This window comes from Streptomyces sp. NPDC033229 (assembly GCF_055576875.1).
This window is the reverse complement of record NZ_JBVIQR010000030.1, coordinates 75,954-97,473: the sequence shown is the minus strand read 5'-3', so window position 1 is coordinate 97,473 and position 21,520 is coordinate 75,954. Positions and strand designations below refer to the sequence as shown.

The window sequence follows — 21,520 nt, the reverse complement described above, 5'->3', positions numbered from 1 at the left end:
TTGCATCCGCGTCACGCAACACGATTTACCGGATCAGACCCCGCCGCGAAGGCCAATCCCACAAATTGATCACAACCGAATACGCGCCCTAGTCGCGACCATCGCCCGGTGGCGGCCGCTTCGCGCGGTGGCCATCGAGCACGGCCGAGGCCCGGCACCCCTTCGGGGGCGCCGGGCCTCGGCCGTTTTCCCTCCGGGCCCGGGAACCTACCGGCGGCCCGTCCCCGACGACGCCCGCCCCAGCGCCCCGCGCGGCGCCAGCTTCGCCAGACCGCTGAACGCCTTGTACCGGGGGTCGGGCACGGAGACGGTCTTGCCGCGCGCCAGGTCCTTCAGCGCCGAGGTCACGAGCTTGTCCGCGTCCAGCCACAGCCAGTTCGGGATGTTCTCCGCGGGCATGCCCGCCCGCTCGTGGAACTCCGTCCGGACGAAGCCGGGGCACAGCGCCATCAGCCGCAGCCCGCTGCCCTCCATATCCTTTGCCACGCCCTGGGTGAACTGCACGACCCACGCCTTGCTCGCCCCGTACGTGCCGCGCGGCACGAACGCGGCCACCGACGCGACGTTGACCACGCCGCCGCGCCTGCGCTCCCGCATACCGGGGACGGCGGCCGACGTCAGCCGCAGCACCGCCTCGCAGTGCACCTTGAGCATCCTCAGCTCGTCGGCCATCGTGACCTCGAGGAAGACGCCCTTGTTCCCGAACCCGGCGTTGTTGACCAGCAGATCCACCGGCTGCGTACGGTCCGAGAGCCGGGCCTCGACCGCCCCGATGCCCTCGTCGTCCGCCAGGTCCGCGCGGAGCACCTCCGCTTCCACGCCGTGCCGGTCGTGGAGCTCGGTCGCCTGTTCGTTGAGCCGCTTCTCGTCGCGCGCCACGAGCACCAGATTGTGCCCGTCGGCCGCCAGCCGCCGAGCGAAGGCCGCGCCGATGCCGGCCGTCGCTCCCGTGATCAGTGCAGTCGTCATACGGGAACGTTAGTGCTCGCCGCCGTCCCGCGGGGGGCCTCCGGCGCCCCCACTGACCCTTCCGGCTGATTCCGCTGCCGCGCCAGGTGCTTGTGGACGGCCTCCACGGTCTCCGGGTGCAGGGCGTCACCGGCCGCCAACACCCGGGGCAACAGGGCCCGTTCGGTGGTGAGCGCGCGGAAGAGGAAGGAGATGCTCACCTCGTGGTCCGGCCGGTGCGCGATCGCCACCGGATCACCCGCACGGACCTCGCCGGACTCCACCACCCGCAGATACGCGCCGGGCGCCGCCTCCTGGGTGAACCGCTTCATCCAGCCCGACTCGCCCAGCCAGTCCGCGAAGGTCCGGCAGGGGATGCGTGGCGCGGAGACCTCCAGCACGAGATCCGCGCCGATCCGCCAACGCTCGCCGATGAGGGCGCCATTGACGTCGACTCCGGCGGTGGTGAGGTTCTCGCCGAAGGAGCCGTGGGGGAGCTCGCGGCCCAACTCCCGCTCCCAGCCGTCCAGGTCCTCGCGGGCGAAGGCGTACACCGCCTGGTGATCCCCGCCGTGATGGCGCAGATTGACCACCTCGTCTCCGGCGAGGCCGCTCCCCGCGGTGCCCTTCGGCCCGGGCGGGGCCACGGCGACCGGCCCGGTGACGGGGCGCTTGTCGATGCCGGTGTCCAGGCCGGCCGCGAAACCGGGGGCGTCGCCGGGGGCCGCCGCGGTCGTCGCGCGGCCCACGTTTACAGAGATCACGTACATGAGGGCCAGGTTAGGCGCGCCCTCCTCAAAGTTGCGAACGCGTATTTTCGGCCGTCTCCAAGAAGGCCTTATGCTCGACGCATGATCGAGGCTCGTCATCTGAGGGTGCTGCGCGCGGTGGCCGCCACCGGTTCGTTCTCGGCCGCGGCGCGCGACCTGGGCTGCACCCAGCCCGCCGTCAGCCAGCAGATGAAGGCCCTGGAGCAGTCCACGGGCACACCGCTGCTGATCCGCACGGGCCGCGAGATGCGCCTGACGCAGGCGGGCGAGGCCCTCGTCAGGCATGCCTCGGGGATCCTGGCCGGGCTGACCGCGGCCGAGGAGGAGATCGCGGCGATCGCCGGGCTGCGTGCCGGGCGGGTGCGGCTGGTCTCCTTCCCCAGCGGCAGCTCGACGCTGGTGCCGGGCGCGCTCGCGGCGATGCGGGCCGCCCACCCGGGAACGCGGGTCTCCCTCGTCGAGGCCGAACCGCCGCGCTCCGTGGAGATGCTGCGCGACGGCGACTGCGAGATCGCGCTGGCCTTCCGCTACCCCGAGGTACGCGGCGCCGACCCGGCGGCGAGCGCGGAGTGGGACGACCTGGTCGTCCGGCCGCTGCTGACCGACCGGCTCATCGGCGTGGTCCCGGAGGGGCACCGGCTCGCCGGGGCCGACCGGGTCGGGATCGAGGAGCTGGCGGGGGAGTCGTGGATCGCGGGCTGCCCGCGGTGCCGTCGGCACCTGGTCGAGGTGTGCGAGAGCGCGGGCTTCACGCCGCGGATCGACTTCGCGACCGATGACTATCCGGCGGTGTTCGGGCTGGTCGGGGCCGGGCTCGGGGTCGCGGTGATGCCGGAGCTGGCCCTGGAGTCGGTACGCCCCAAGGGCGCCCGGATTGTACCGGTCGAGCCCGTCGTGCAGCGCGAGATCGTCGCCCTCACCCTGCCGGACCTGGCCCGGGTTCCGGCCGTCGGGGCGATGCTCGAACAGCTGGCGGCGGCCGCCCGTCGCTGAGCGCTCCTGGTGAGACTTTTCTGCCGAGCGCTCCTGATGGGACGTTTCTTCAGCGGGGACGTCGAGCGGTGGAACGTTTCTTCACGCGTCGGGGCATGTGGTCTCACGCACTGAGAGCGCCGGTCACGGCGATGCTCCGGTGTCGCGCGCGTCCCATCAGCTCCTCGCGCTCGTCCTCGGTGAGGCCGCCCCACACGCCGTAGGGCTCGCGCACAGCCAGCGCGTGCGCCGCGCACTCCGCGCGCACGGGGCAGCGCATGCACACCTCTTTCGCCGATGCCTCGCGGGCGCTGCGGGCGGCGCCGCGTTCGCCCTCGGGGTGGAAGAAGAGGGAGCTGTCGACCCCTCGGCACGCCGCCAGGAGCTGCCAGTCCCACAGGTCGGCGTTGGGACCGGGAAGGCGGGAGAAATCTGCCATTGCTTATCCCCTCGAAGCGATCTGTGACGCGATGTGTGCGATGTGTGAGTGGTTCCTGAGCGGTGTGCGGGGTGATCCTCTGAGGAGTTCCCCGTCATCTGCTGTGTAAGCAGATGTAAATATGACTCATTGCGAATCTAGCCATAGACACCAGCAAATGGGAAGAAAAACGGCGCCGGATGGGCAAATGGGGCATAGCTTGGGTGGTGAGCGGGGCGCCCCCAATGCGCCCTGCTCCGTGTCCGCGCCCTCACGTAGAGTGCCGAACGTGGCCGACCGAGCCCGTAACTCTTTCGGGTGACCGTCGTTGAGAGTGCGGAGGCGGTTGACGGATGAAGCAGTCGGGCAGGTGTCCGACCCAGCGGGAAATCGTTGATCGCACAGGTGACGATCAGTACCAGCCTGGAGGCTCAAGGTGACGCGCATCAGCTGCGGAGGGCGGCCATGACATCCGTCCTCGTCTGCGACGACTCCCCGCTTGCCCGAGAAGCGCTCCGTCGTGCGGTGGCGACCGTGCCCGGCGTCGAGCGTGTGACGACGGCGGCCAACGGCGAGGAAGTCCTCCGCCGCTGGGGCGCCGATCGTTCGGACCTCATTCTGATGGACGTTCGGATGCCGGGGCTCGGCGGTGTGGAGACCGTGCGCCGGCTGCTCTCCGCCGATCCCGGGGCCCGGATCATCATGCTCACGGTGGCCGAGGACCTCGACGGGGTCGCGCTCGCGGTCGCCGCCGGGGCGCGCGGCTATCTGCACAAGGACGCCTCGCGCGCCGAGCTGCGGGCGACCGTGACCCAGGCGCTCGCCGACCCGACCTGGCGCCTCGCTCCCCGGCGACTGCGCTCGGCGGAGATGGGCGCGGCGCCCACGCTCACCGCGCGGGAGATCCAAGTGCTCGAAGGCATGAGCCACGGTCGGTCCAACGCGGAGATCGGCCGTGAGCTGTTCCTCTCCGAGGACACGGTGAAGACCCACGCGCGGCGTCTGTTCAAGAAATTGGGCGCCTCGGACCGGGCACACGCGGTGGCGCTCGGCTTCCGCTGGGGCCTGGTCCGCTAGGGCGTGGTGTGGCGCGCAGTGTCGTGAGGCCGCGGTGCGCGCCACCCGGGTGGTGCCTGCCGCGGCCTCACCGCGTCGGCGTCCGACGCCGAAACTCCGAGGGATGCCGCATCCTTGGAGTGTGACTCCTCCCCGGCAGGAGCCGAGGCTTCTCACTCGGCCCCAAAAGATCTCATGACGGACAAGCCCTGCCCGGCGCCGTACGGCACGGGCACAAGCTATCGGTGGAGTCGTGAGTGCAGGGGCGGGCATACCCGAAAGGGGGAGGCGCTAGACGTGAGTGCGAGGACACCGACGCGTAACGGTTCGATGCACAACCACCAGGGCGATGCCACGGAAGCTTCCACAGCGAGGCACCATGGACCGATGCGCGACGACGACAAGGCGGGGTCTCCCATGCCCACAGCCCCAGGGGAGATCGGCGCCCTCGTCGCGCGCGCCGTCGAGGGTGACCGGCGGGCCACCCACGATCTGCTGGCCCTGGTGCACCCGCTCGCCCTGCGCTACTGCCGCACACGGCTGTCGCGGCTGCCGGGCGACGCCAGGCACTTCGTGGACGATCTGGCCCAGGAGGTCTGCCTGGCGGTGCTGTGCGCCCTGCCGCGCTACCGCGACACCGGGCGGCCCTTCGAGGCCTTCGTCGTGGCCATCGCCGCGCACAAGGTCGCCGATCTGCAGCGGGCCGCGATGCGGCACGGCAGTACCGCGGTGCCGTCCGACGAGATGCCGGAGCAGCCCGACGACTCGCTCGGCCCCGAGGAGCGGGCGCTGCTCAGCAGCGACGCGGAGTGGGCGAAGAAGCTCCTGGCCAACCTTCCGGAGAACCAGCGCGAGCTGGTGCTGCTGAGGGTCGCCATCGGGATGACGGCGGAGGAGACCGGGCAGATGCTCGGCATGTCGCCGGGTGCGGTGCGGGTCGCGCAGCACCGGGCGCTCAGTCGGCTCCGGGCGCTCGCCGAGCAGTGAGCGACCCCGGGGCGTTCCGCAGAGTCCGGGGAGAAGTCCGTGGACACCGTCGATTTGTAAGAACGTACAAGTGATGCGGGACTCAGCCGTCGTGGAATGGGACACCTGTGACGGCCGTTAGCATGGGAGTCCGCGCTGGGGCAAGACCATTTGGGAAGGTGTCATGACTGACAACGTCGACGGAATGCCCGGAAAATTCGCGATGCTCGGTCTGACATACGACGACGTCCTGCTGCTGCCGGGCGCCTCGGAGGTACTGCCGAACGGGGTCGACACCTCGTCCCGCGTCTCGCGCAACGTCCGGGTCAACATCCCGCTGCTGTCCGCCGCGATGGACAAGGTCACCGAGGCGCGGATGGCGATCGCCATGGCCCGCCAGGGTGGCGCGGGCGTGCTGCACCGCAACCTCTCCATCGAGGACCAGGCCAACCAGGTCGACCTGGTCAAGCGCTCCGAGTCGGGCATGGTCACCGACCCGATCACGGTCCGCCCGGACGCCACGCTCGCCGAGGCCGACGCGCTGTGCGCCAAGTTCCGGATCAGCGGCGTGCCGGTCACCGACCCGGCGGGCAAGCTGCTCGGCATCGTCACCAACCGTGACATGGCCTTCGAGCTGGACCGCCGCCGTCAGGTGCGCGAGGTCATGACCCCGATGCCGCTGGTGACGGGCAACGTCGGGATCTCCGGCGAGGACGCGATCGAGCTGCTCCGCCGCCACAAGATCGAGAAGCTGCCGCTGGTCGACGAGAGCGGCGTGCTCAAGGGCCTCATCACGGTCAAGGACTTCGTCAAGGCCGAGAAGTACCCGAACGCGGCGAAGGACTCCGAGGGCCGCCTGGTCGTCGGTGCCGCCGTGGGCGTCGGCGAGGAGGCGTACGAGCGCGCCCAGGCGCTCGTCGCGGCCGGTGCGGACTTCCTGGTCATCGACAGCGCCCACGGCCACAGCCGGGGCATCCTCGACATGATCGCCAAGGTCAAGTCCAACATCAACGTCGATGTCGTCGGCGGCAACGTCGCCACCCGCGACGGCGCCCAGGCGCTCATCGACGCGGGTGTCGACGGCGTCAAGGTCGGTGTCGGCCCGGGCTCGATCTGCACCACCCGCGTCGTCGCCGGCATCGGCGTCCCGCAGGTCACCGCCATCTACGAGGCCGCGCAGGCGTGCCACGCGGCCGGTGTGCCGCTGATCGGCGACGGCGGTCTGCAGTACTCCGGCGACATCGCCAAGGCGATCGCGGCCGGCGCGGACACGGTGATGCTCGGCTCGCTGCTCGCGGGCTGCGAGGAGTCGCCGGGCGAGATGGTCTTCATCAACGGCAAGCAGTTCAAGTCCTACCGGGGCATGGGTTCGCTGGGCGCGATGCAGTCGCGCGGCCAGGCCCGCTCGTACTCCAAGGACCGCTACTTCCAGGACAACGTTCTCTCCGAGGACAAGCTCGTGCCCGAGGGCATCGAGGGCCAGGTGCCCTACCGCGGTCCCCTCTCCTCGGTCGCGCACCAGCTCATCGGCGGTCTGCGGGCCTCCATGGGCTACGTCGGCTCGGCCGACGTGCAGGAGCTCAAGGACAAGGGCCGCTTCGTGCGCATCACGTCGGCGGGGCTCAAGGAGAGCCACCCGCACGACATCCAGATGACGACCGAGGCACCGAACTACTCCCGTCGGTAGTAGTACGCGCTTCACCGGAGCCCGCGACCGAAAGGCCGCGGGCTTCGCCGCGTCGGGGATACTGGTATGCGCAGACGGAGCGCCAAGGAAAGTTGAAAGGCCACACACGTGACTGAGATCGAGATCGGGCGCGGCAAGCGCGGCCGCCGGGCGTACGCATTCGACGACATCGCCGTCGTCCCGAGCCGCCGTACGCGCGACCCGAAGGAGGTCTCGATCGCCTGGCAGATCGACGCCTACCGCTTCGAGCTGCCGTTCCTGGCCGCTCCCATGGACTCGGTCGTCTCGCCCGAGACCGCCATCCGCATCGGTGAGCTCGGCGGCCTCGGCGTGCTGAACCTCGAGGGCCTGTGGACCCGCTACGAGGACCCGGAGCCGCTGCTCGCGGAGATCGCCGAGCTGGACGAGACCGCGGCCACCAAGCGCCTCCAGGAGATCTACGAGGCTCCGATCAAGGAAGAGCTGATCGGGCAGCGCATCAAGGAGGTCCGCGACTCCGGCGTCGTGACCGCCGCCGCGCTCTCCCCGCAGCGCACCGCGCAGTTCTCCAAGGCCGTCGTCGACGCGGGCGTGGACATCTTCGTGATCCGCGGGACGACCGTCTCCGCCGAGCACGTCTCCGGTGCCGCCGAGCCGCTGAACCTCAAGCAGTTCATCTACGAGCTCGACGTCCCCGTCATCGTCGGCGGCTGCGCGACCTACACCGCCGCGCTGCACCTGATGCGCACGGGCGCGGCGGGTGTCCTCGTCGGCTTCGGCGGCGGCGCCGCGCACACCACGCGCAACGTGCTGGGCATCCAGGTCCCGATGGCGACCGCGGTCGCCGATGTGGCCGCCGCCCGCCGTGACTACATGGACGAGTCCGGCGGCCGTTACGTCCACGTCATCGCGGACGGCGGCGTGGGCTGGTCGGGCGACCTGCCGAAGGCCATCGCCTGTGGCGCGGACGCCGTGATGATGGGCTCCCCGCTCGCGCGTGCCACGGACGCGCCGGGCCGCGGCTACCACTGGGGCATGGAGGCCGTCCACGAGGACGTGCCGCGCGGCAAGCGCATGAACCTGGGCACGGTCGGCACGACCGAGGAGATCCTCGCCGGTCCCTCGCACACCCCGGACGGCTCGATGAACATGTTCGGCGCGCTGCGCCGCGCGATGGCCACCACGGGCTACAGCGAGCTGAAGGAGTTCCAGCGGGTCGAGGTGACGGTCGCGCCGTCGCAGCACGACAACCGCTGATCTCACGCCTTCGAGGGCCCGGACCGCTGCGGCGGTCCGGGCCCTTCGGCGTGTGCGGGGCCGGGCGCTCGGGGGCGGCTGTCAGCCCCCGAGCTTGCGGGCGGTGGTGAAGGCGCCGACGCCGCCGAGGGCGTAGAAGAGCGCGTCCATGCCGCCCAGGTCGTCCTTCCACGCACTGTTGACGATCTCGAAGTGGTCGAAGAGCACCTCGGTCACGGACACGTGCAGGAAATCGGAGAGTGCCAGGGAGTAGCCGAATATCTGGCCGAGGTAGACGCCGAGGAGTCCGAGGACCACGCCGACGACCGGGAGAACGGCGTTGCGTCCGCCGAGCTTGCCGAGGGCGGCTCCGACGAGGGCGCCCACACCGATGGCGAGGTAGCCGATCTGGCGGCCGTCGGTGGCCTTGAGGATGTAGCCGTAGACGCCGGCGCCGACGAGCATGGCCACGACGCCGAGGAGCACCGCGAGGCCCACGTTGCCCTGGCGGGCCGGCGGCGGGAAGCCGCCGGGGGCGCCGTACTGCGGGGCGGCGTGCGGGGGCATGCCGTACGGCTGCTGTGGCTGCTGCGGGCCGTAGCCGGGCGGCGGGGGCTGCTGCCCGTACGGGCCGGGCTGCTGCGGCTGCTGGCCGTAGGGGTTCGGCGGCTGCTGCGGCGGCTGCTGCCAGGGCTGATTCATGGTGGTGTCCCCCGTGGGTGAAGAAGATGAGCGCAGAAAGTTGCAGAGTGTGAAGCGTGGGCCACAAGCTAGCAGCCGGGCCTGACAGCGCGTCAAGAAATCCCGGTGGTCCCCGACATGACCCCGGCCGACGTTCTGTCACCGACAGCGAGCGGGCCGCTGTGAACTCCGCATAAACGTTCGACCATAGGGAATAATGGCAACTTATGGCACAAAGCAAGTCGTTCAGCGGCAGGGACATGGGCATCGACCTCGGCACGGCGAACACGCTCGTGTACGTGCGGGGGAAAGGAGTGGTGCTCAACGAGCCATCGGTGGTCGCGGTCAACGCCGCTGACGGCGGAGTGCTCTCGGTCGGATCCGAGGCCAAGGAGACCATTGGCCGCACCCCTTCGAACATCGTGGCCATCCGTCCGCTGCGCGACGGCGTCATAGCCGACTTCGAGATAGCCGAGCGGATGCTCCGGCACTTCATCAAGAAGGTCACGGGCAACCGCCGCTTCACCCGCCCGCGCGTCGTGGTGTGTGTGCCGTCCGGCATCACCGGCGTCGAGCGCCGCGCGGTCATCGAGGCCGCGACACAGGCCGGTGCCCGTCAGGTGCATCTGATCGAGGAGCCGATGGCCGCGGCGATCGGCGCGGGGCTGCCGGTCAGCGAGCCGACCGGCTGCATGGTCGTCGACATCGGCGGCGGCACCACCGAGGTCGCCGTGATCTCGCTGGGCGGCATCGTCACCGCGCGTTCGGTGCGGACCGCGGGCGACGCCATGGACACGGCCATCACCTCGTACGTGAAGAAGCACTACGCCCTCGCGATCGGTGAACGGACCGCGGAGGAGATCAAGATGAGCATCGGCTCGGCTTCTCCCACGGCCTCCTGGACCGCGGCCGGGCTCAGCGCGCTCGCCAAGCAGCTGGAGAAGAACGACGGTCTGGAGGACGTCGGCGGCGACCCGGAGGAGACCCAGGGCCTGCTGCCCCCGGACCGCTTCACCATTCGCGGCCGCGACCAGGTCAGTGGTCTGCCCAAGACGCTGGAGCTGACGGCCGACGAGGTCCGGCACGCGCTGACGGAGCCGGTCGACGCGATCGTCATGGCCGTGCGGCAGACCCTGGACGAGACGCCGCCGGAGCTGGCGGGCGACATCATGGACCGCGGCATCGTCCTGACCGGCGGCGGTGCGCTGCTGCGCGGCCTGGACGTGCGGCTGAGCAAGGAACTCGACATCCCGGTGCTGGTCGCCGACGAGCCGCTGGACTGCGTGGCCGTCGGCACGGGCCGCTGCGTCGAGGACTTCGCCTCGCTCAGGACGGTCCTGGACGCGCAGCCGGGCCGGCTGCTGGGAACGGGCCGGCTGTAGGGGCGGCTGGTTTCAGGGACGGATTTCAGGCCGGTCCGGCGTTCTCTCCCCGGGGTCGGGGGAGACGCGGGGCCGGCCTTTTCGGCCTTGGGGGAGGCGGCGGTGACACCAGGGCTCCGTGGTCGCGCCGCACGAGCCGGGCGTCTGTGGGGGCGTGTCCCTGGCGCGTCCCCTACAACCGGTGTGCCGCCCCGGCGGGGCTCGCGCCGCGGGTGTCCAGCAGCAGCTGCGCCTTGACCGCCAGTCCTTGCAGGTCGTAGGTGCGGTGGGGCTGGAGAAGGACCGTCAGGTCGGCGATGGCGGCGGCCTCGTAGAGACAGTCGGCACGCGGTACCGGACGGCCGAGGACCCGCCACTGCGGGACATACGGGTCGTGGTAGCTGATCTGGGCGCCCAGCTCCATCAGCCGGGAGGCGATCTCGCGGGCCGGCGAGCCCTCCTGGTCGCCGGTGTCGGCTTTGTAGCCGACGCCGAGCAGGAGCACGCGCGCGCCGCGCGCCGACTTGCCGTGCTCGTTGAGGAGCGTGGCGCAGCGCTGGATGACGTAGCGCGGCATCCGGCCGTTGACCTCCTGCGCGAGCTCCACCATCCGCAAGGGGTGGCCGAGGCTGCGGCCCTTGTAGGAGAGGTAGTTGGGGTCGATGGGCACGCCGTGGCCGCCCACCCCGGGCCCCGGGCGGAAGGCCTGGAAGCCGAACGGTTTGGTCTCGGCGCAGCGCACGACGTCCCACAGGTCGACGCCGATGTCGTGGCAGAAGACCGCCATCTCGTTGGCGAGCGCGATATTGACGTGCCGGTAGTTGGTCTCCAGGACCTTGACCGCCTCCGCCTCGCGGGGGCCGCGGGCGCGGACGACCTTCTCGCAGATCCGTCCGTAGAAGGCGGCGGCGGCCTCGGTGCAGGCGGGGGTGAGGCCGCCGATGACCTTGGGCGTGTTGGTGTAGCCGTGGCGCCGGTTGCCGGGGTCGAAGCGGCTGGGCGAGTAGGCGAGGTGGAAGTCCCGGCCCGCGCGCAAGCCGGAGCCGGATTCGAGCAGTGGACGGAGGTAGTCCTCCGTGGTTCCGGGGTAGGCGGTGGACTCCAGGAGCACAGTGGTGTGCGGGCGCAGCCGGGCGGCGAGCGCGCGGGCCGCGTCGCCGATGGCGCCGAGGTCCAGCGCCCGGTCCTCGCCGAGCCGGGTGGGGGCGCAGATCACCGCCGTACGGACCCGGCCCAGCTCGGTGTCCTCGGTCGTGGCGCGGAAACCGGCGGAGAGCATGCGGCGGACGCCGGCGGCGGTGAGCGAGCCGTCGGCGCCTTCGGTGGGCAGCCTGCCGGCGCGGAGTTCGGCGACGGTGTGCGGGTCGGGGTCGTAGCCGACGGTGGCGATGCCGGCGGCCGTGGCGGCCTGGGCGAGCGGGAGGCCGAGGTGGCCGAGTCCGAGGACGGCGAGATCTGCGGGCATGGCGGGCGGTCCTTCCCGGAGGGGTCCTGCTGGCCGGTCCTTCCCGGAGGGCCGTCGGTCGGGAGGGCCTCCGGAGGTTCCGGAGGGCTCTGCCGAAGGGTGGGCCCGGAGGGGAGGCGGATGGCCCCGCGGGCGGACGGGACCGATCCCCGGACGAGTTACATCAGGTTAAGCGGATATATGACTGTTATCCGGGATTGCCGCGGCGCGGCTCGCCTCCGACACGGCCAAAGCGGCCGATCTGGTGCAGCATCGAAGGGGAACGGGTGCCCGGCAGTCCTGGTGCCCCCGGTGGCCGCGGTCACCGGGGCGGCAGTGAGAGCGGTCAATCGGGAGGCAGCAGTGAGGACAGCGACACTCGGGCCGGCCGAGCGCGGTGAGGCGCTCGCCCGGATGGCGGAGCGGGAACTGGACATCCTGGTGGTCGGCGCCGGTGTCGTCGGCGCGGGCACCGCGCTCGACGCGGCCACCCGCGGGCTCACGACCGGGCTCGTCGAGGCGCGCGACTGGGCGGCGGGGACCTCCAGCCGGTCCAGCAAACTGATCCACGGCGGGCTGCGCTATCTGGAGATGCTCGACTTCGCCCTCGTGCGCGAGGCACTCAAGGAACGCGGGCTGCTCCTCGAGCGGCTGGCCCCGCACCTGGTGAAGCCGGTGCCCTTTCTCTACCCCTTGCAGCACCGGGGCTGGGAGCGCTTCTACGCCGGCTCGGGCGTCGCGCTCTACGACGCGATGTCGGTCTCCTCGGGCCACGGGCGGGGACTGCCCACCCACCGGCACCTCACGCGCAAGCGCGCGCTGCGGGTCGCGCCCGCCCTGAAGAAGGACGCGCTGATCGGCGCCCTGCAGTACTACGACGCCCAGATGGACGACGCGCGCTACGTCACCACCCTGGTGCGCACCGCCGCCGCCTACGGCGCGGACGTCGCAAACCGGGCGCGCGTGGTCGGCTTCCTGCGGGAGGGGGAGCGGGTGGTCGGGGCCCGGGTGAAGGACCTGGAGCAGGGCGGTGAGTTCGAGGTCCGCGCCCGGCAGGTCGTGAACGCCACGGGGGTGTGGACGGACGACACCCAGCAGCTCATCGCGGAGCGCGGGCAGTTCCACGTACGGGCGTCGAAGGGCATCCACCTCGTCGTGCCCAAGGACCGGATCCACTCCACCACCGGGCTGATCCTGCGCACCGAGAAGAGCGTGCTGTTCGTGATCCCATGGGGCCGGCATTGGATCATCGGCACCACCGACACCGACTGGGACCTGGACAAGGCGCATCCGGCCGCCTCCAGCGCCGATATCGACTATCTGCTGGAGCACGTCAACGCGGTACTCGCCGTGCCGCTCACCCGCGACGACGTCCAGGGCGTGTACGCCGGGCTGCGTCCGCTGCTGGCCGGGGAGTCGGACGCGACCAGCAAGCTCTCGCGCGAGCACACCGTCGCCCACCCGGTACCGGGGCTGGTGGTCGTGGCGGGCGGGAAGTACACCACCTACCGGGTGATGGCGAAGGACGCCGTGGACGAGGCGGTGCACGGCCTGGCCCAGCGGGTCGCGGAGTGCGTCACCGAGGACGTGCCGCTGGTGGGGGCCGAGGGCTACCGGGCCCTGTGGAACGGCCGGGCGCAGATGGCACAGCGCACGGGCCTCCACGTGGCGCGCGTCGAGCACCTCCTGAATCGCTACGGCTCGATGGTCGACGAGGTGCTGGACCTCGTCACCGCCGATCCGAAGCTGGGCGAGCCGCTCGGCGGTGCCGAGGACTATCTGCGGGCGGAGGTCGTCTACGCCACCTCCCACGAGGGGGCCCGCCACCTCGACGACGTACTCACGCGCCGGACACGGATCTCCATCGAGACCTTCGACCGGGGCACGCGCAGCGCGCGGGAGGCCGCCGAGCTGATGGCGGGGGTGCTGGGCTGGGACCGGGCGCAGATCGAGAAGGAGGTCGAGCACTACGAGAAGCGCGTGGAGGCGGAGCGCGAGTCGCAGCGGCAGCCCGACGACCAGACGGCGGACGCGGCGCGGCTGGGCGCCCCCGAGGTGCAGCCGCTGTAGGGCGGTGCGGTGCAGTGCCGGACGTCCGGTTCGTCAGGCTTTCGGGCAGAACTCGGCGCTCAGGAGGGCCCTTTCGGCCGCCGCGTCGACGGGGGCGTCGCTGTTGACGCGGTAACTGATGAGGTGCCGCCCGTCCGCGGTGCCGAGCGTCTGCACGTACGAGCCGCTGATCTCGCCGTTGTGGCCCCACAGGGTGCGGTGGCAGGGCAGCCGCACGGGGAACAGTCCCATGCCGTAGCGGCCGTACGAGGCCGTCGTGTCCCGCATCTGCCGTAGCTCCGGTGCGGGCAGGAGCGCGCCGCGCAGCAGTGCGCCGAAGAGACGGTTGAGGTCGGGGAGGGTGGAGACCAGCTCGCCGGCCGCGCCCGCCGAGGACGGATTGAGGTCGGTGGCGTCGGCGGTGAGCCTGCTGCCCCTCGTCGTGCCCGTGCCCGTCGTCGTGTAGGCGCGGCCGTGGGGGGAGGGCAGCCCCGCGCGTGTGCCGGGAAAGCTGGTGCCGGTGAGGTGCAAGGGGGCCACGATGCGCCGGTGGGCCTCGGTGGCATAGGAGTGGCCCGTGACCTGACGGATGACCATACCGAGGAGTAGGTAGTCCGTGTTGGAGTAGCGGTACCGCTCACCGGGGGCCGCGTACGGCGGGTGCGCGAGGGCGGTCCGTACCAGTGCGTCGGGTTTGTGGGTATCGAAACGGTGCGCGGCGAAGCCCGGACCGAAGAACCGGCGGAAGAAGGCGCGGTCGTCGGTGTAGGAGAACAGCCCGCTGGTGTGGGTGAGGAGTTGACGGACGGTGATCCGACAGCCCTGGGCGCGGCTGTCGCTGCCGCCGGGGCAGGGCAGCAGGGTGGCGGTCGAGACGGGCAGATGGGTGGTGACCGGGTCGTCGAGGTCCAGCTTGCGCTCGGCGGCGAGCTGGAGGGTGACGGTGGCGATGACGGTCTTGGTGATGCTGCCGACCCGAAAGCGGTCCGTGGGAAGGATGGGGCGCCCGGTGCGTACATCCGCGACGCCCGCCGTGTGGAATCGGACCCCATGAGCGTCTTGTGACAGCTGGGCCGCACCGGGAACCGTTCGCGGGGAAACGAGGTCTTGGACAGGGGGCCGGGCGGCGGTGCGACTGCCCGCCGACCCCGCGGACAGCGTCACGGCGCAGGTCAGCGCGGTCATGGCGGAGGCGAGGCGCACGAGGGCGGTGTGCGTCGGCATGGGCTCATCATCCATGGGCACTCGGACCCTGGCCTTCCACCGGTCTGCGGATGAGAGACAATGGTCGCTCTGCCAGGGTCGGTTGGTCGCAGAGCTGATTGCCAGAGGGGACGCATGTCGGAGGCGGAGCAGACGCAGGGCACGGCAGGGCGCCTCCTGGCCGGGCGGTACCGCCTCGGGGGCATCCTCGGTCGTGGCGGCATGGGCACGGTCTGGCGGGCGACCGACGAGACGCTCGGCCGCACCGTCGCGGTCAAGGAGTTGCGCTTCCCGGCCAACATCGACGAGGACGAGAAGCGCCGCCTGATCACGCGCACGCTGCGTGAGGCGAAGGCCATCGCCCGGATCCGCAGTGCCGGTGCGGTCACCGTCTACGACGTGGTGCACGAGGACGACCGCCCGTGGATCGTCATGGAGCTCATCGAGGGCCGCTCGCTCGCCGATGTCATCCGTGAGGACGGACCGCTCAAGTGGCGACGGGCCGCGGAGGTCGGACTGGCCGTTCTCGACGTGCTGAGCGCGGCACACCGTCAGGGCATCCTGCACCGCGACGTGAAGCCGTCCAACGTCCTCATCGCGGACGACAACCGTGTCGTCCTCACCGACTTCGGCATCGCCCAGGTCGAGGGCGACCCGTCGGTCACCTCGACGGGCATGCTGGTCGGCGCCCCCTCGTACATATCCCCGGAGCGGGCGCGCGGCCAGAAGCCCGGCCCGCCGGCGGATCTGTGGTCACTGGGCGGCCTGCTGTACGCGGCGGTCGAGGGCGTCCCCCCGTACGACAAGGGTTCGGCCATAGCGACCCTCACCGCCGTGATGACCGAGCCGCTGGGCCCCCCGCGAAACGCGGGTCCGCTCGAAGGCCTCATGTACGGACTGCTCGCCAAGGACCCCGCCAAGCGGCTGGACGAGGCGGGCGCCCGGGCCCTGTTGACCGACGCGGTCAACGCCCCCGACGAGCGCCTGCCGAAGGCGCCGGAGGCCTCCCCGGCCCTGGACGCCACACAGGCGATCGCTCTGCCGTCCCCCGCCGAGATGCGCTCCGGCACCCGTCCGTCCTCCAGGTCGGGCGCGGGAGCGTCGGCGGGCGCGGGTTCGGCATCCGCGCCGGGCTCGCGTAAGGGCGATAGCCGTGCCTCCGCCGCCCCGTCCACCGGCTCGCGCGCGACGGACGGGGCGGGTGACCGGATGCGGGGCGCGTTCAAGTCCGTCCGGGACGCGGCCTCGGGCACCGGCGCCAAGCCGCCGCGACCCGCCAAGCCCGCCCCTTCCATACCGTCCGCCCAGCGGCAGACGGGACTCGGCCGGTCCGGAAGCGGCGCCCACCCCGCCCGTCCCGGGCGGGCATCCATCACGGACGTCGTGTCCCGGCGCACGCTGCTGGCCGTGGCGGTCATCGTCGCGCTGGCCATCATCGGCACCGTGCTCGCCATCACGCTGAACGGCGACGGTGACGACAAGGGCACCACGGGCGGCACCAAGGGCGGCTCCTCCAAATCCGTCGGGGACAAGGCCACTTCCTCCCTCACCGAACAGGGAGCCAAGGGCGCGGACGCCGCGTCATCCGGGACGGGCAAGGGCAAGAAGGACGACACGTCCAAGGACGAGGACGGCACGTCCTCGGAAGGCGATGACCTGCCCGGCGGATACGCGGCGGTCAAGAACGCCGAATACCACTTCAGCATCGCCATGCCCAAGGGATGGCGGAAGACGGGCACCGCCGGGGCCCACTCCGGGGCGATATACAGCAAGTCGGGTGGCTTCCCGCGCCTCCAGGTCGACTTCGGTTCCGACCCGGGCTCCGACGCCGTCGCGGCGTGGCGTGATTCCGACTCCGCCGCCAAGAGCGGCGGGATGCCCAACTACCGCGGCCTCGGCGTCGAAGAGGTCGACGACTGGGACGGCCACGACTACCCGACCATCGCGGACTGGACCTTCGAGCGCGACCAGAAGGACAAGCGCGTCCAGGTCGTCAACCGGGGCTTCAAGGTGGACGACAAGCGTGGCTACGCCATCATGGTGACGTGCGAGAAGGGCAAGTGGTCCGAGACGGAGTGCCGGAAGCTCCGGGAGACGGCGTTCAAGACGTTCCAGCCCGCGTGACGGGCCGGAGCCCCGGCCGCATACTGAGCCGTACGCGCCCGAAGGGACGGGTTCGGCACGTATCGTGAGTCCCCGTGAACCATACGCAGCCGCAATAAGCAGCTAAATGACCGACTTTGATGGTCATTCGAGCGATGGTGGGGATCGCGCGCTTGGGGAGGCGTCGTGGACGACTATGCGGGCCGGGTGCTCGCCGACCGCTATCGCCTGCCGCTTCCACCGTCCGACGCCTTCGAACTGGTGGAGACGCGGGCCTTTGACACGTACAGCGGCCAGGAGGTCCTCATCCGGCAGATCCCCCTGCCGGAGATCGTCGACGCGGAAGTCCTGGGCGACGAGGGCCCGTACGAGGGTGAGCGCGCCGCCGGGTACCGGGCCGGTCGCGAGGACGAGGACGGCCGCGGTGAGGTGCTCGGTGCGGGCGGGCTGACGGGCCAGGGGCCAGGTGATCCGGCGGTACGCCGTGCTCTGGTCGCCGCCACCGCTGCCGCGCAGCTCCCCGACCATCCCCGTCTCGACCAGGTCTTTCACGTCTTCGTCGAGGCGGGAAGCCTATGGATCATCAGCGAGCTCGTATCCGCCCGTCCGCTGGCCGCCCTGCTGGCCGAGCGCACGCTCTCGCCGCACCGGGCCGCCGAGGTGGCCGCCGACGTTCTCACCGCGCTGCGCGCCCTGCACGCCCAGGGCTGGACCCACCGCAACATCACCACCCGCACCGTCCTCATCTGTGACGACGGCCGTGCCATGCTCACCGGACTCGCCGCGGGGGCGGCGGAGGAGGCACTCTGCGGCCACGACCCCGTCCCGGCCGGCCCGGTCGGTGCCGGGCCAGGGGCCGGCGCCGGCTCCCCGGGGCAGGGCGGCTCGCAGCCGGGCGCCGCGGCGGGCGGACGTGCGGCGATCGCGACACCCCGCGCCGGGGAAGCAGCCCCGACGCGGCAGTCGGGGGCCGCCCCGACCGGCTCCTCGGCCCCGCGGCTCCCGGACCAGCCAGCTCCGTGGCAGCGGCCGATGGGCGGAGGCGGCGCGACCCGTGCGACCGGGGAGGCGGCCGCGGCCGGCATCCCGGCGCAGGAGGGGCCGCTGTATCGCGGCCAGGGCACGATCGGTGGGTACGCGCCGTCCGGCGGCGCGATGCCGGGTACCGGCCGGGCGGGCAGCCACGAGCGGGACGCGGCCCCTGACGACCGGGTGCCCCGGGCCGGAGCGATCGCCGCCTACCGCGCGGGCGCCCGGGCCGCTGCCGCGCGCGCGGCAGCGGAGAGCACCCTCCGGCCGTCGACCGGCTCGCCCACGTGGGGCGAGGGCAGCGCCGCCACATCAATCGACCCCCCAGGGGGCTCTGACGCTTTTGTCGGACGCCCCGGCCCCAGTGGCCCGCTCGGCTCGGATGGCCTCGGCGGTGCGGGTGGACCCGTCCCCGCGCAGAACGGTGCGGGGCGCGGGAGCGACCCGGGTTCCACCGCGGGCGGCTGGGCGCACACCGCCGGGCCGGGCGGTGCGCTCGCCGCCGAGCGGGCGCGGCAGGCGCGCATGGTGGTGGTCGGTGCCGTCACCGAACGCTGGGCGCCGGAGCAGGCCCATCCGGTGCAGGAGAGCTGGCAGCTCGCGCCTCCTGTGGGACCCGCCGCCGATCTGTGGGCGCTGGGCGTGCTGCTCTTCCGCGCGGTGCAGGGCCATGCCCCGTACCCGGAGGAGAGCGCGGCCGAACTGGTGCAGCTCGTCTGCGCGGAACCGCCCGCCTACGCCGAGGAGTGCGGAGCGCTCCGCCCCGTGGTCGAGTCGCTCATGCGCAGGGATCCGACCGAGCGTCCCGAGTGCGAGGAACTGCGCGGCTGGCTGCGCTCGCTGATCCGCTCGGCGCCGGAGCCGGACCTCGGCAGCCGGACGGTCACCGTGCCGTCGATCGGTACGAGCCTCCCCACCGACCCGCGTCGGCTGCCGCTCATCCGGCGGCGCGGCGAGCTCGTGCGCCGCCGCCGAGGCCGCGCCTCCGGTGCCCCGGGCCCGGCACCCGTGCAGGGGCGGCACAAGAAGACGGCCGGGGAACAACGGGGAGAGGAGCCCGGTGAGTGGGACGAGGCGGCCCCCGGAGGCTCGTCGGTTGCCGACCGTGCCGACGACCGGGCCGCGTCGCAGGGCAAGTCTCACTCCACGGGCCCCTCGGACCGGGCCCGGGAGCGGCGAGGGGGCGCGCAGCGCTCGCCCCGTCACCTGGGGCGGCTACTGCTCGGCCTGATCCTGCTCCTCCTGGTCGGCGCGGTGCTGTACGCGCTGTTGTTCATGCCGCGCGCCGACGAGGGCGCGGGCCGGGGGCAGACGGACCGGACGGGCACGGCGGGGTTGCGGAGCGCCGTCCCCAACCAGCCGGGGACGAACGGCAGGACGACCCAACCCGACCGCTCCGGCACACAGGAGGCGAGAACCACCGGGCCTCGTGGCGTCGCCAAGGGTTACACCCTGCGCCAGGACCCCCAGGGCTTCTCCTTGGCCGTCGCCGAGAACTGGCAGCGCCGTGGTGAGAACGACCGGGACCAGGTCGTCTACGTCGGCGGGGACTACGAGCTGATCGTGGTGCCCGGCCGGGACAAGGTGTCGGAGTTCGGCGGCGACCCGTTGGACTACCAGCAGGGCAGGGAGCCCGAGCTGGAGCCCTACCGGTCCTCGTCCTGGTCGGGCGCTTCCGGGCTGCGCCGTATCGACGTCGGCGGGAGGGCGATGGCGGAGGGCACGTTCAACTGGAACGACAGCAGTGGCCGCCAGGTGTATGTACGCAACGCCGCGATGATCCTGGCGGGCCGCTATCACGTGGTGCAGGTGATCGGCCCGATGGACGGGCAACGCTCGGTGGACGGCTTCTTCGAACAGGCCACGTCCACCTATCGGCTCACGGGTTGAGCGCCGGGACTGCCGAGCAGTCCGTCAAGCGGCCCGTCAGTCGGAGAAGCGTTCGCGCAGCTTGTACTTGAGGACCTTGCGGAGCGTGTCGTTGCGCGGCAGCTCTTCGACGAGCTCAAGCTGCTCGGGCATCTTGTGCACGGACAGCCCGGCGCTCCGCAGGTGGGCCGTGATGTCGTCGAGCCCCAGCGGTGCGGCGCCGGGTGGCTGCTGGACCACGGCGCAGACCCGCTCGCCGCGCGCCGGGTCGGGAAGGCCGATGACGGCCACGTCCTCGACGTCGGGGTGTCCGTGGAGCAACCGCTCGACCTCCTGGGCGGAAATGTTCTCGCCCTTGCGGATGATGATGTCCTTGGTGCGGCCGGTGAGTACGAGGTGGCCCTCGATGGTGAGCCGGCCGAGGTCTCCGGTGATGAGGAAGCCGTCCGGGTCGAAGGCCTCGGTGGAGTGGGCGGGATCGAGATAGCCCTGGCAGACGGCCTCCCCGCGCAGCCGTATCTCTCCTTCCGCGCCGGGCGGGAGCGGCTTGCCGTCGGGGTCGACGACGCGGATCCGCATGCCGGCCGGGGGGCGTCCCTCGGTGGTGGCCAGTTGCTCCGTCGTGTCGTCCGGCGATCCCATGGTGATCATCGGGGCTTCGGTCATGCCGTAGCCGTGGGTGAGCGCGCACCCGAGCTCGTCGACCACCTCGTGGTAGAGCGCGGGCGGTTTCGGCGCGCCTCCGCCTGCCATGAGGCGGAGGGTGGGGAGGAGTCTGCGGGTGGGGTCCTTGCGCTGCTCGGCGAGGAACAGGGAGTAGAAGGCGGTGGATCCCCCGGCCACGGTGACGCCGTTGCGACGGTAGGCATCGAGCGAACCGGGCAGGGCGAAGTGCTCCAGCAGGATGCTCGGGAAGCCCCGGAGCAGCAGCATCACGGTGTAGTCGGGGCCGGCCACGTGCGCGTAGGGGAAGGCCATGGAGCCGACGTCGTCGGAGGTCAGGCGCAGCGCGTCGGCGAGGCAGGCGCCGGCGGCGATGAGGGACCGGTCCGTGTGCAGCACGCCCTTGGGCTCGGAGGTCGTGCCGGAGGTCCAGTAGATCCAGCGGACGGTGGTGCCCTCGGTGGGAGGGGGCGGGAGCGTCGAGGGGTCCGTCTCCGGGAGGCTGTCGTACGCCGTGAAGACGAGGGGCGGTGACGGCAGTGTGAGGGCGAGGCGGTAGGCCATCGCGGAGTGGTCGAAGCCTCGCCAGACACCCGGCACCGCGAAGAACTCCGCCTGAGCCGCCCGTAGCGCGTGGCCGACCTCGCGGTCGCGGTAGAAGGGGATGAGCGGTGTCTGGACGGCCCCGAGCCGGGCCAGCGCGAAGGCCAGGACCACGGTCTCGATGCGGGTGGGCAGCTGCCAGGCGACCCGGCTGCCCGGCCGTACGCCCAGCCCGTGCAACCAGGCGGCGACGCGCTCGGCGCGGTCGCGCAGCTCGCCGAAGGTCAGGCGCCGATCGGTAGCCGTGTCACCGTCCGCCGGCTCGTCGGCCTGGATGAGGGCGGTGGCATCCGGGGTGAGCGCGGCTCGGCGGTCGAGGAGCTCCCACAGGGTGCGGGAGGCGACCAGATCGGGGGCGGTGCCGGTCATGAGCCCTCCCGGAGTGCTGACGGTTGGTCAGGCGTGGCGGGAAGCGTAGGGGCGACCGGCTTGTCGGTCCAGAGGGCGCGGACTAACCTCGAATCTGACTGAGCGTCAGAAATG

The 21,520-nt window shown here is 71.7% G+C and carries 16 protein-coding genes; 9 read left to right on the top strand and 7 right to left on the bottom strand.

What is annotated here, in order from left to right; translation table 11 throughout:
• Window positions 1-207: 207 nt before the first annotated feature.
• Both ACZ53N_RS25035 and ACZ53N_RS25030 read right to left on the bottom strand, forming a co-directional pair.
• Window positions 208-969: an SDR family NAD(P)-dependent oxidoreductase gene (locus tag ACZ53N_RS25035; RefSeq protein WP_366683769.1), complete on the bottom strand. Its 762-nt coding sequence runs from the start codon at window positions 967-969 to the stop codon at window positions 208-210.
• A complete protein-coding gene (locus tag ACZ53N_RS25030; protein ID WP_469143025.1) occupies window positions 966-1,718 on the bottom strand; it encodes an MOSC domain-containing protein in 753 nt (250 codons plus the stop codon). The genes ACZ53N_RS25035 and ACZ53N_RS25030 overlap by 4 nt, the downstream gene beginning before the upstream one ends.
• A gap of 81 nt (window positions 1,719-1,799) precedes the next feature.
• Here ACZ53N_RS25030 and ACZ53N_RS25025 point away from each other — a divergent pair, with 81 nt between their 5' ends.
• A complete protein-coding gene (locus ACZ53N_RS25025) occupies window positions 1,800-2,711 on the top strand; it encodes a LysR family transcriptional regulator (RefSeq protein ID WP_365373578.1) in 912 nt (303 codons plus the stop codon).
• A 103-nt stretch (window positions 2,712-2,814) separates the two neighbouring features.
• Here ACZ53N_RS25025 and ACZ53N_RS25020 read toward each other — a convergent pair whose 3' ends face one another.
• Window positions 2,815-3,129: a WhiB family transcriptional regulator gene (locus tag ACZ53N_RS25020; RefSeq protein ID WP_130879036.1), complete on the bottom strand. Its 315-nt coding sequence runs from the start codon at window positions 3,127-3,129 to the stop codon at window positions 2,815-2,817.
• A gap of 444 nt (window positions 3,130-3,573) precedes the next feature.
• Here ACZ53N_RS25020 and ACZ53N_RS25015 point away from each other — a divergent pair, with 444 nt between their 5' ends.
• The 4 genes from ACZ53N_RS25015 (at window position 3,574) to ACZ53N_RS25000 (ending at window position 8,053) form a co-directional block, all read left to right on the top strand.
• Complete coding sequence (locus ACZ53N_RS25015; protein WP_003948568.1) at window positions 3,574-4,185, top strand: response regulator transcription factor; 612 nt, start codon at window positions 3,574-3,576, stop codon at window positions 4,183-4,185.
• A gap of 366 nt (window positions 4,186-4,551) precedes the next feature.
• Window positions 4,552-5,151, top strand: a complete 600-nt coding sequence (locus ACZ53N_RS25010; protein ID WP_130879037.1) for a sigma-70 family RNA polymerase sigma factor — start codon at window positions 4,552-4,554, stop codon at window positions 5,149-5,151.
• A 163-nt stretch (window positions 5,152-5,314) separates the two neighbouring features.
• A complete protein-coding gene (gene guaB / locus ACZ53N_RS25005; protein ID WP_469143024.1) occupies window positions 5,315-6,817 on the top strand; it encodes an IMP dehydrogenase in 1,503 nt (500 codons plus the stop codon).
• Between the two features lie 108 nt (window positions 6,818-6,925).
• Complete coding sequence (locus ACZ53N_RS25000; protein WP_365373573.1) at window positions 6,926-8,053, top strand: GuaB3 family IMP dehydrogenase-related protein; 1,128 nt, start codon at window positions 6,926-6,928, stop codon at window positions 8,051-8,053.
• Window positions 8,054-8,134: 81 nt separating this feature from the next.
• Here the strand turns inward: ACZ53N_RS25000 and ACZ53N_RS24995 are convergent, their stop codons facing one another.
• Window positions 8,135-8,734, bottom strand: a complete 600-nt coding sequence (locus ACZ53N_RS24995; RefSeq protein ID WP_469143023.1) for a hypothetical protein — start codon at window positions 8,732-8,734, stop codon at window positions 8,135-8,137.
• A gap of 206 nt (window positions 8,735-8,940) precedes the next feature.
• Between ACZ53N_RS24995 and ACZ53N_RS24990 the strand changes: the two genes are divergently transcribed.
• Entirely contained in the window at window positions 8,941-10,095 is a 1,155-nt protein-coding gene (locus ACZ53N_RS24990; RefSeq protein WP_469143022.1) for a rod shape-determining protein, read from the top strand.
• A 172-nt stretch (window positions 10,096-10,267) separates the two neighbouring features.
• On the opposite strand, the gene ACZ53N_RS24985 is transcribed toward ACZ53N_RS24990, so the two are convergent.
• Window positions 10,268-11,539 carry a nucleotide sugar dehydrogenase gene (locus ACZ53N_RS24985; RefSeq protein WP_356449135.1) on the bottom strand — a complete coding sequence of 424 codons (1,272 nt, stop codon included), beginning with the start codon at window positions 11,537-11,539 and terminating at the stop codon, window positions 10,268-10,270.
• 342 nt (window positions 11,540-11,881) lie between these two features.
• Between ACZ53N_RS24985 and ACZ53N_RS24980 the strand changes: the two genes are divergently transcribed.
• The gene (locus ACZ53N_RS24980) at window positions 11,882-13,588 is read left to right on the top strand and encodes a glycerol-3-phosphate dehydrogenase/oxidase (protein WP_469143021.1); all 1,707 of its coding nucleotides are present in this window, start codon (window positions 11,882-11,884) and stop codon (window positions 13,586-13,588) included.
• Window positions 13,589-13,621: 33 nt separating this feature from the next.
• On the opposite strand, the gene ACZ53N_RS24975 is transcribed toward ACZ53N_RS24980, so the two are convergent.
• Window positions 13,622-14,791, bottom strand: coding sequence for a serine hydrolase domain-containing protein (locus tag ACZ53N_RS24975; protein WP_469143020.1), 1,170 nt, complete (start codon window positions 14,789-14,791; stop codon window positions 13,622-13,624).
• Window positions 14,792-14,905: 114 nt separating this feature from the next.
• Between ACZ53N_RS24975 and ACZ53N_RS24970 the strand changes: the two genes are divergently transcribed.
• Complete coding sequence (locus tag ACZ53N_RS24970; protein WP_469143019.1) at window positions 14,906-16,894, top strand: protein kinase domain-containing protein; 1,989 nt, start codon at window positions 14,906-14,908, stop codon at window positions 16,892-16,894.
• Window positions 16,895-17,059: 165 nt separating this feature from the next.
• A complete protein-coding gene (locus ACZ53N_RS24965; protein ID WP_469143018.1) occupies window positions 17,060-19,792 on the top strand; it encodes a protein kinase in 2,733 nt (910 codons plus the stop codon).
• A 36-nt stretch (window positions 19,793-19,828) separates the two neighbouring features.
• On the opposite strand, the gene ACZ53N_RS24960 is transcribed toward ACZ53N_RS24965, so the two are convergent.
• Window positions 19,829-21,406, bottom strand: a complete 1,578-nt coding sequence (locus ACZ53N_RS24960) for a class I adenylate-forming enzyme family protein (protein ID WP_469143017.1) — start codon at window positions 21,404-21,406, stop codon at window positions 19,829-19,831.
• Window positions 21,407-21,520 lie beyond the last annotated feature (114 nt).

Bases quoted from the DNA above. Each gene is read 5' to 3' on its own strand.
- ACZ53N_RS25010 (WP_130879037.1), top strand. From the start codon at position 4,552: ATGCGCGACGACGACAAGGCGGGGTCTCCCATGCCCACAGCCCCAGGG.
- ACZ53N_RS25025 (WP_365373578.1), top strand. From the start codon at position 1,800: ATGATCGAGGCTCGTCATCTGAGGGTGCTGCGCGCGGTGGCCGCCACC.
- ACZ53N_RS24960 (WP_469143017.1), bottom strand. From the start codon at position 21,406: ATGACCGGCACCGCCCCCGATCTGGTCGCCTCCCGCACCCTGTGGGAG.
- ACZ53N_RS25015 (WP_003948568.1), top strand. From the start codon at position 3,574: ATGACATCCGTCCTCGTCTGCGACGACTCCCCGCTTGCCCGAGAAGCG.
- ACZ53N_RS24970 (WP_469143019.1), top strand. From the start codon at position 14,906: ATGTCGGAGGCGGAGCAGACGCAGGGCACGGCAGGGCGCCTCCTGGCC.
- ACZ53N_RS24985 (WP_356449135.1), bottom strand. From the start codon at position 11,539: ATGCCCGCAGATCTCGCCGTCCTCGGACTCGGCCACCTCGGCCTCCCG.
- ACZ53N_RS25020 (WP_130879036.1), bottom strand. From the start codon at position 3,129: ATGGCAGATTTCTCCCGCCTTCCCGGTCCCAACGCCGACCTGTGGGAC.
- ACZ53N_RS24990 (WP_469143022.1), top strand. From the start codon at position 8,941: ATGGCACAAAGCAAGTCGTTCAGCGGCAGGGACATGGGCATCGACCTC.
- guaB (WP_469143024.1), top strand. From the start codon at position 5,315: ATGACTGACAACGTCGACGGAATGCCCGGAAAATTCGCGATGCTCGGT.
- ACZ53N_RS24975 (WP_469143020.1), bottom strand. From the start codon at position 14,791: ATGCCGACGCACACCGCCCTCGTGCGCCTCGCCTCCGCCATGACCGCG.
- ACZ53N_RS25030 (WP_469143025.1), bottom strand. From the start codon at position 1,718: ATGTACGTGATCTCTGTAAACGTGGGCCGCGCGACGACCGCGGCGGCC.
- ACZ53N_RS24995 (WP_469143023.1), bottom strand. From the start codon at position 8,734: ATGAATCAGCCCTGGCAGCAGCCGCCGCAGCAGCCGCCGAACCCCTAC.
- ACZ53N_RS25035 (WP_366683769.1), bottom strand. From the start codon at position 969: ATGACGACTGCACTGATCACGGGAGCGACGGCCGGCATCGGCGCGGCC.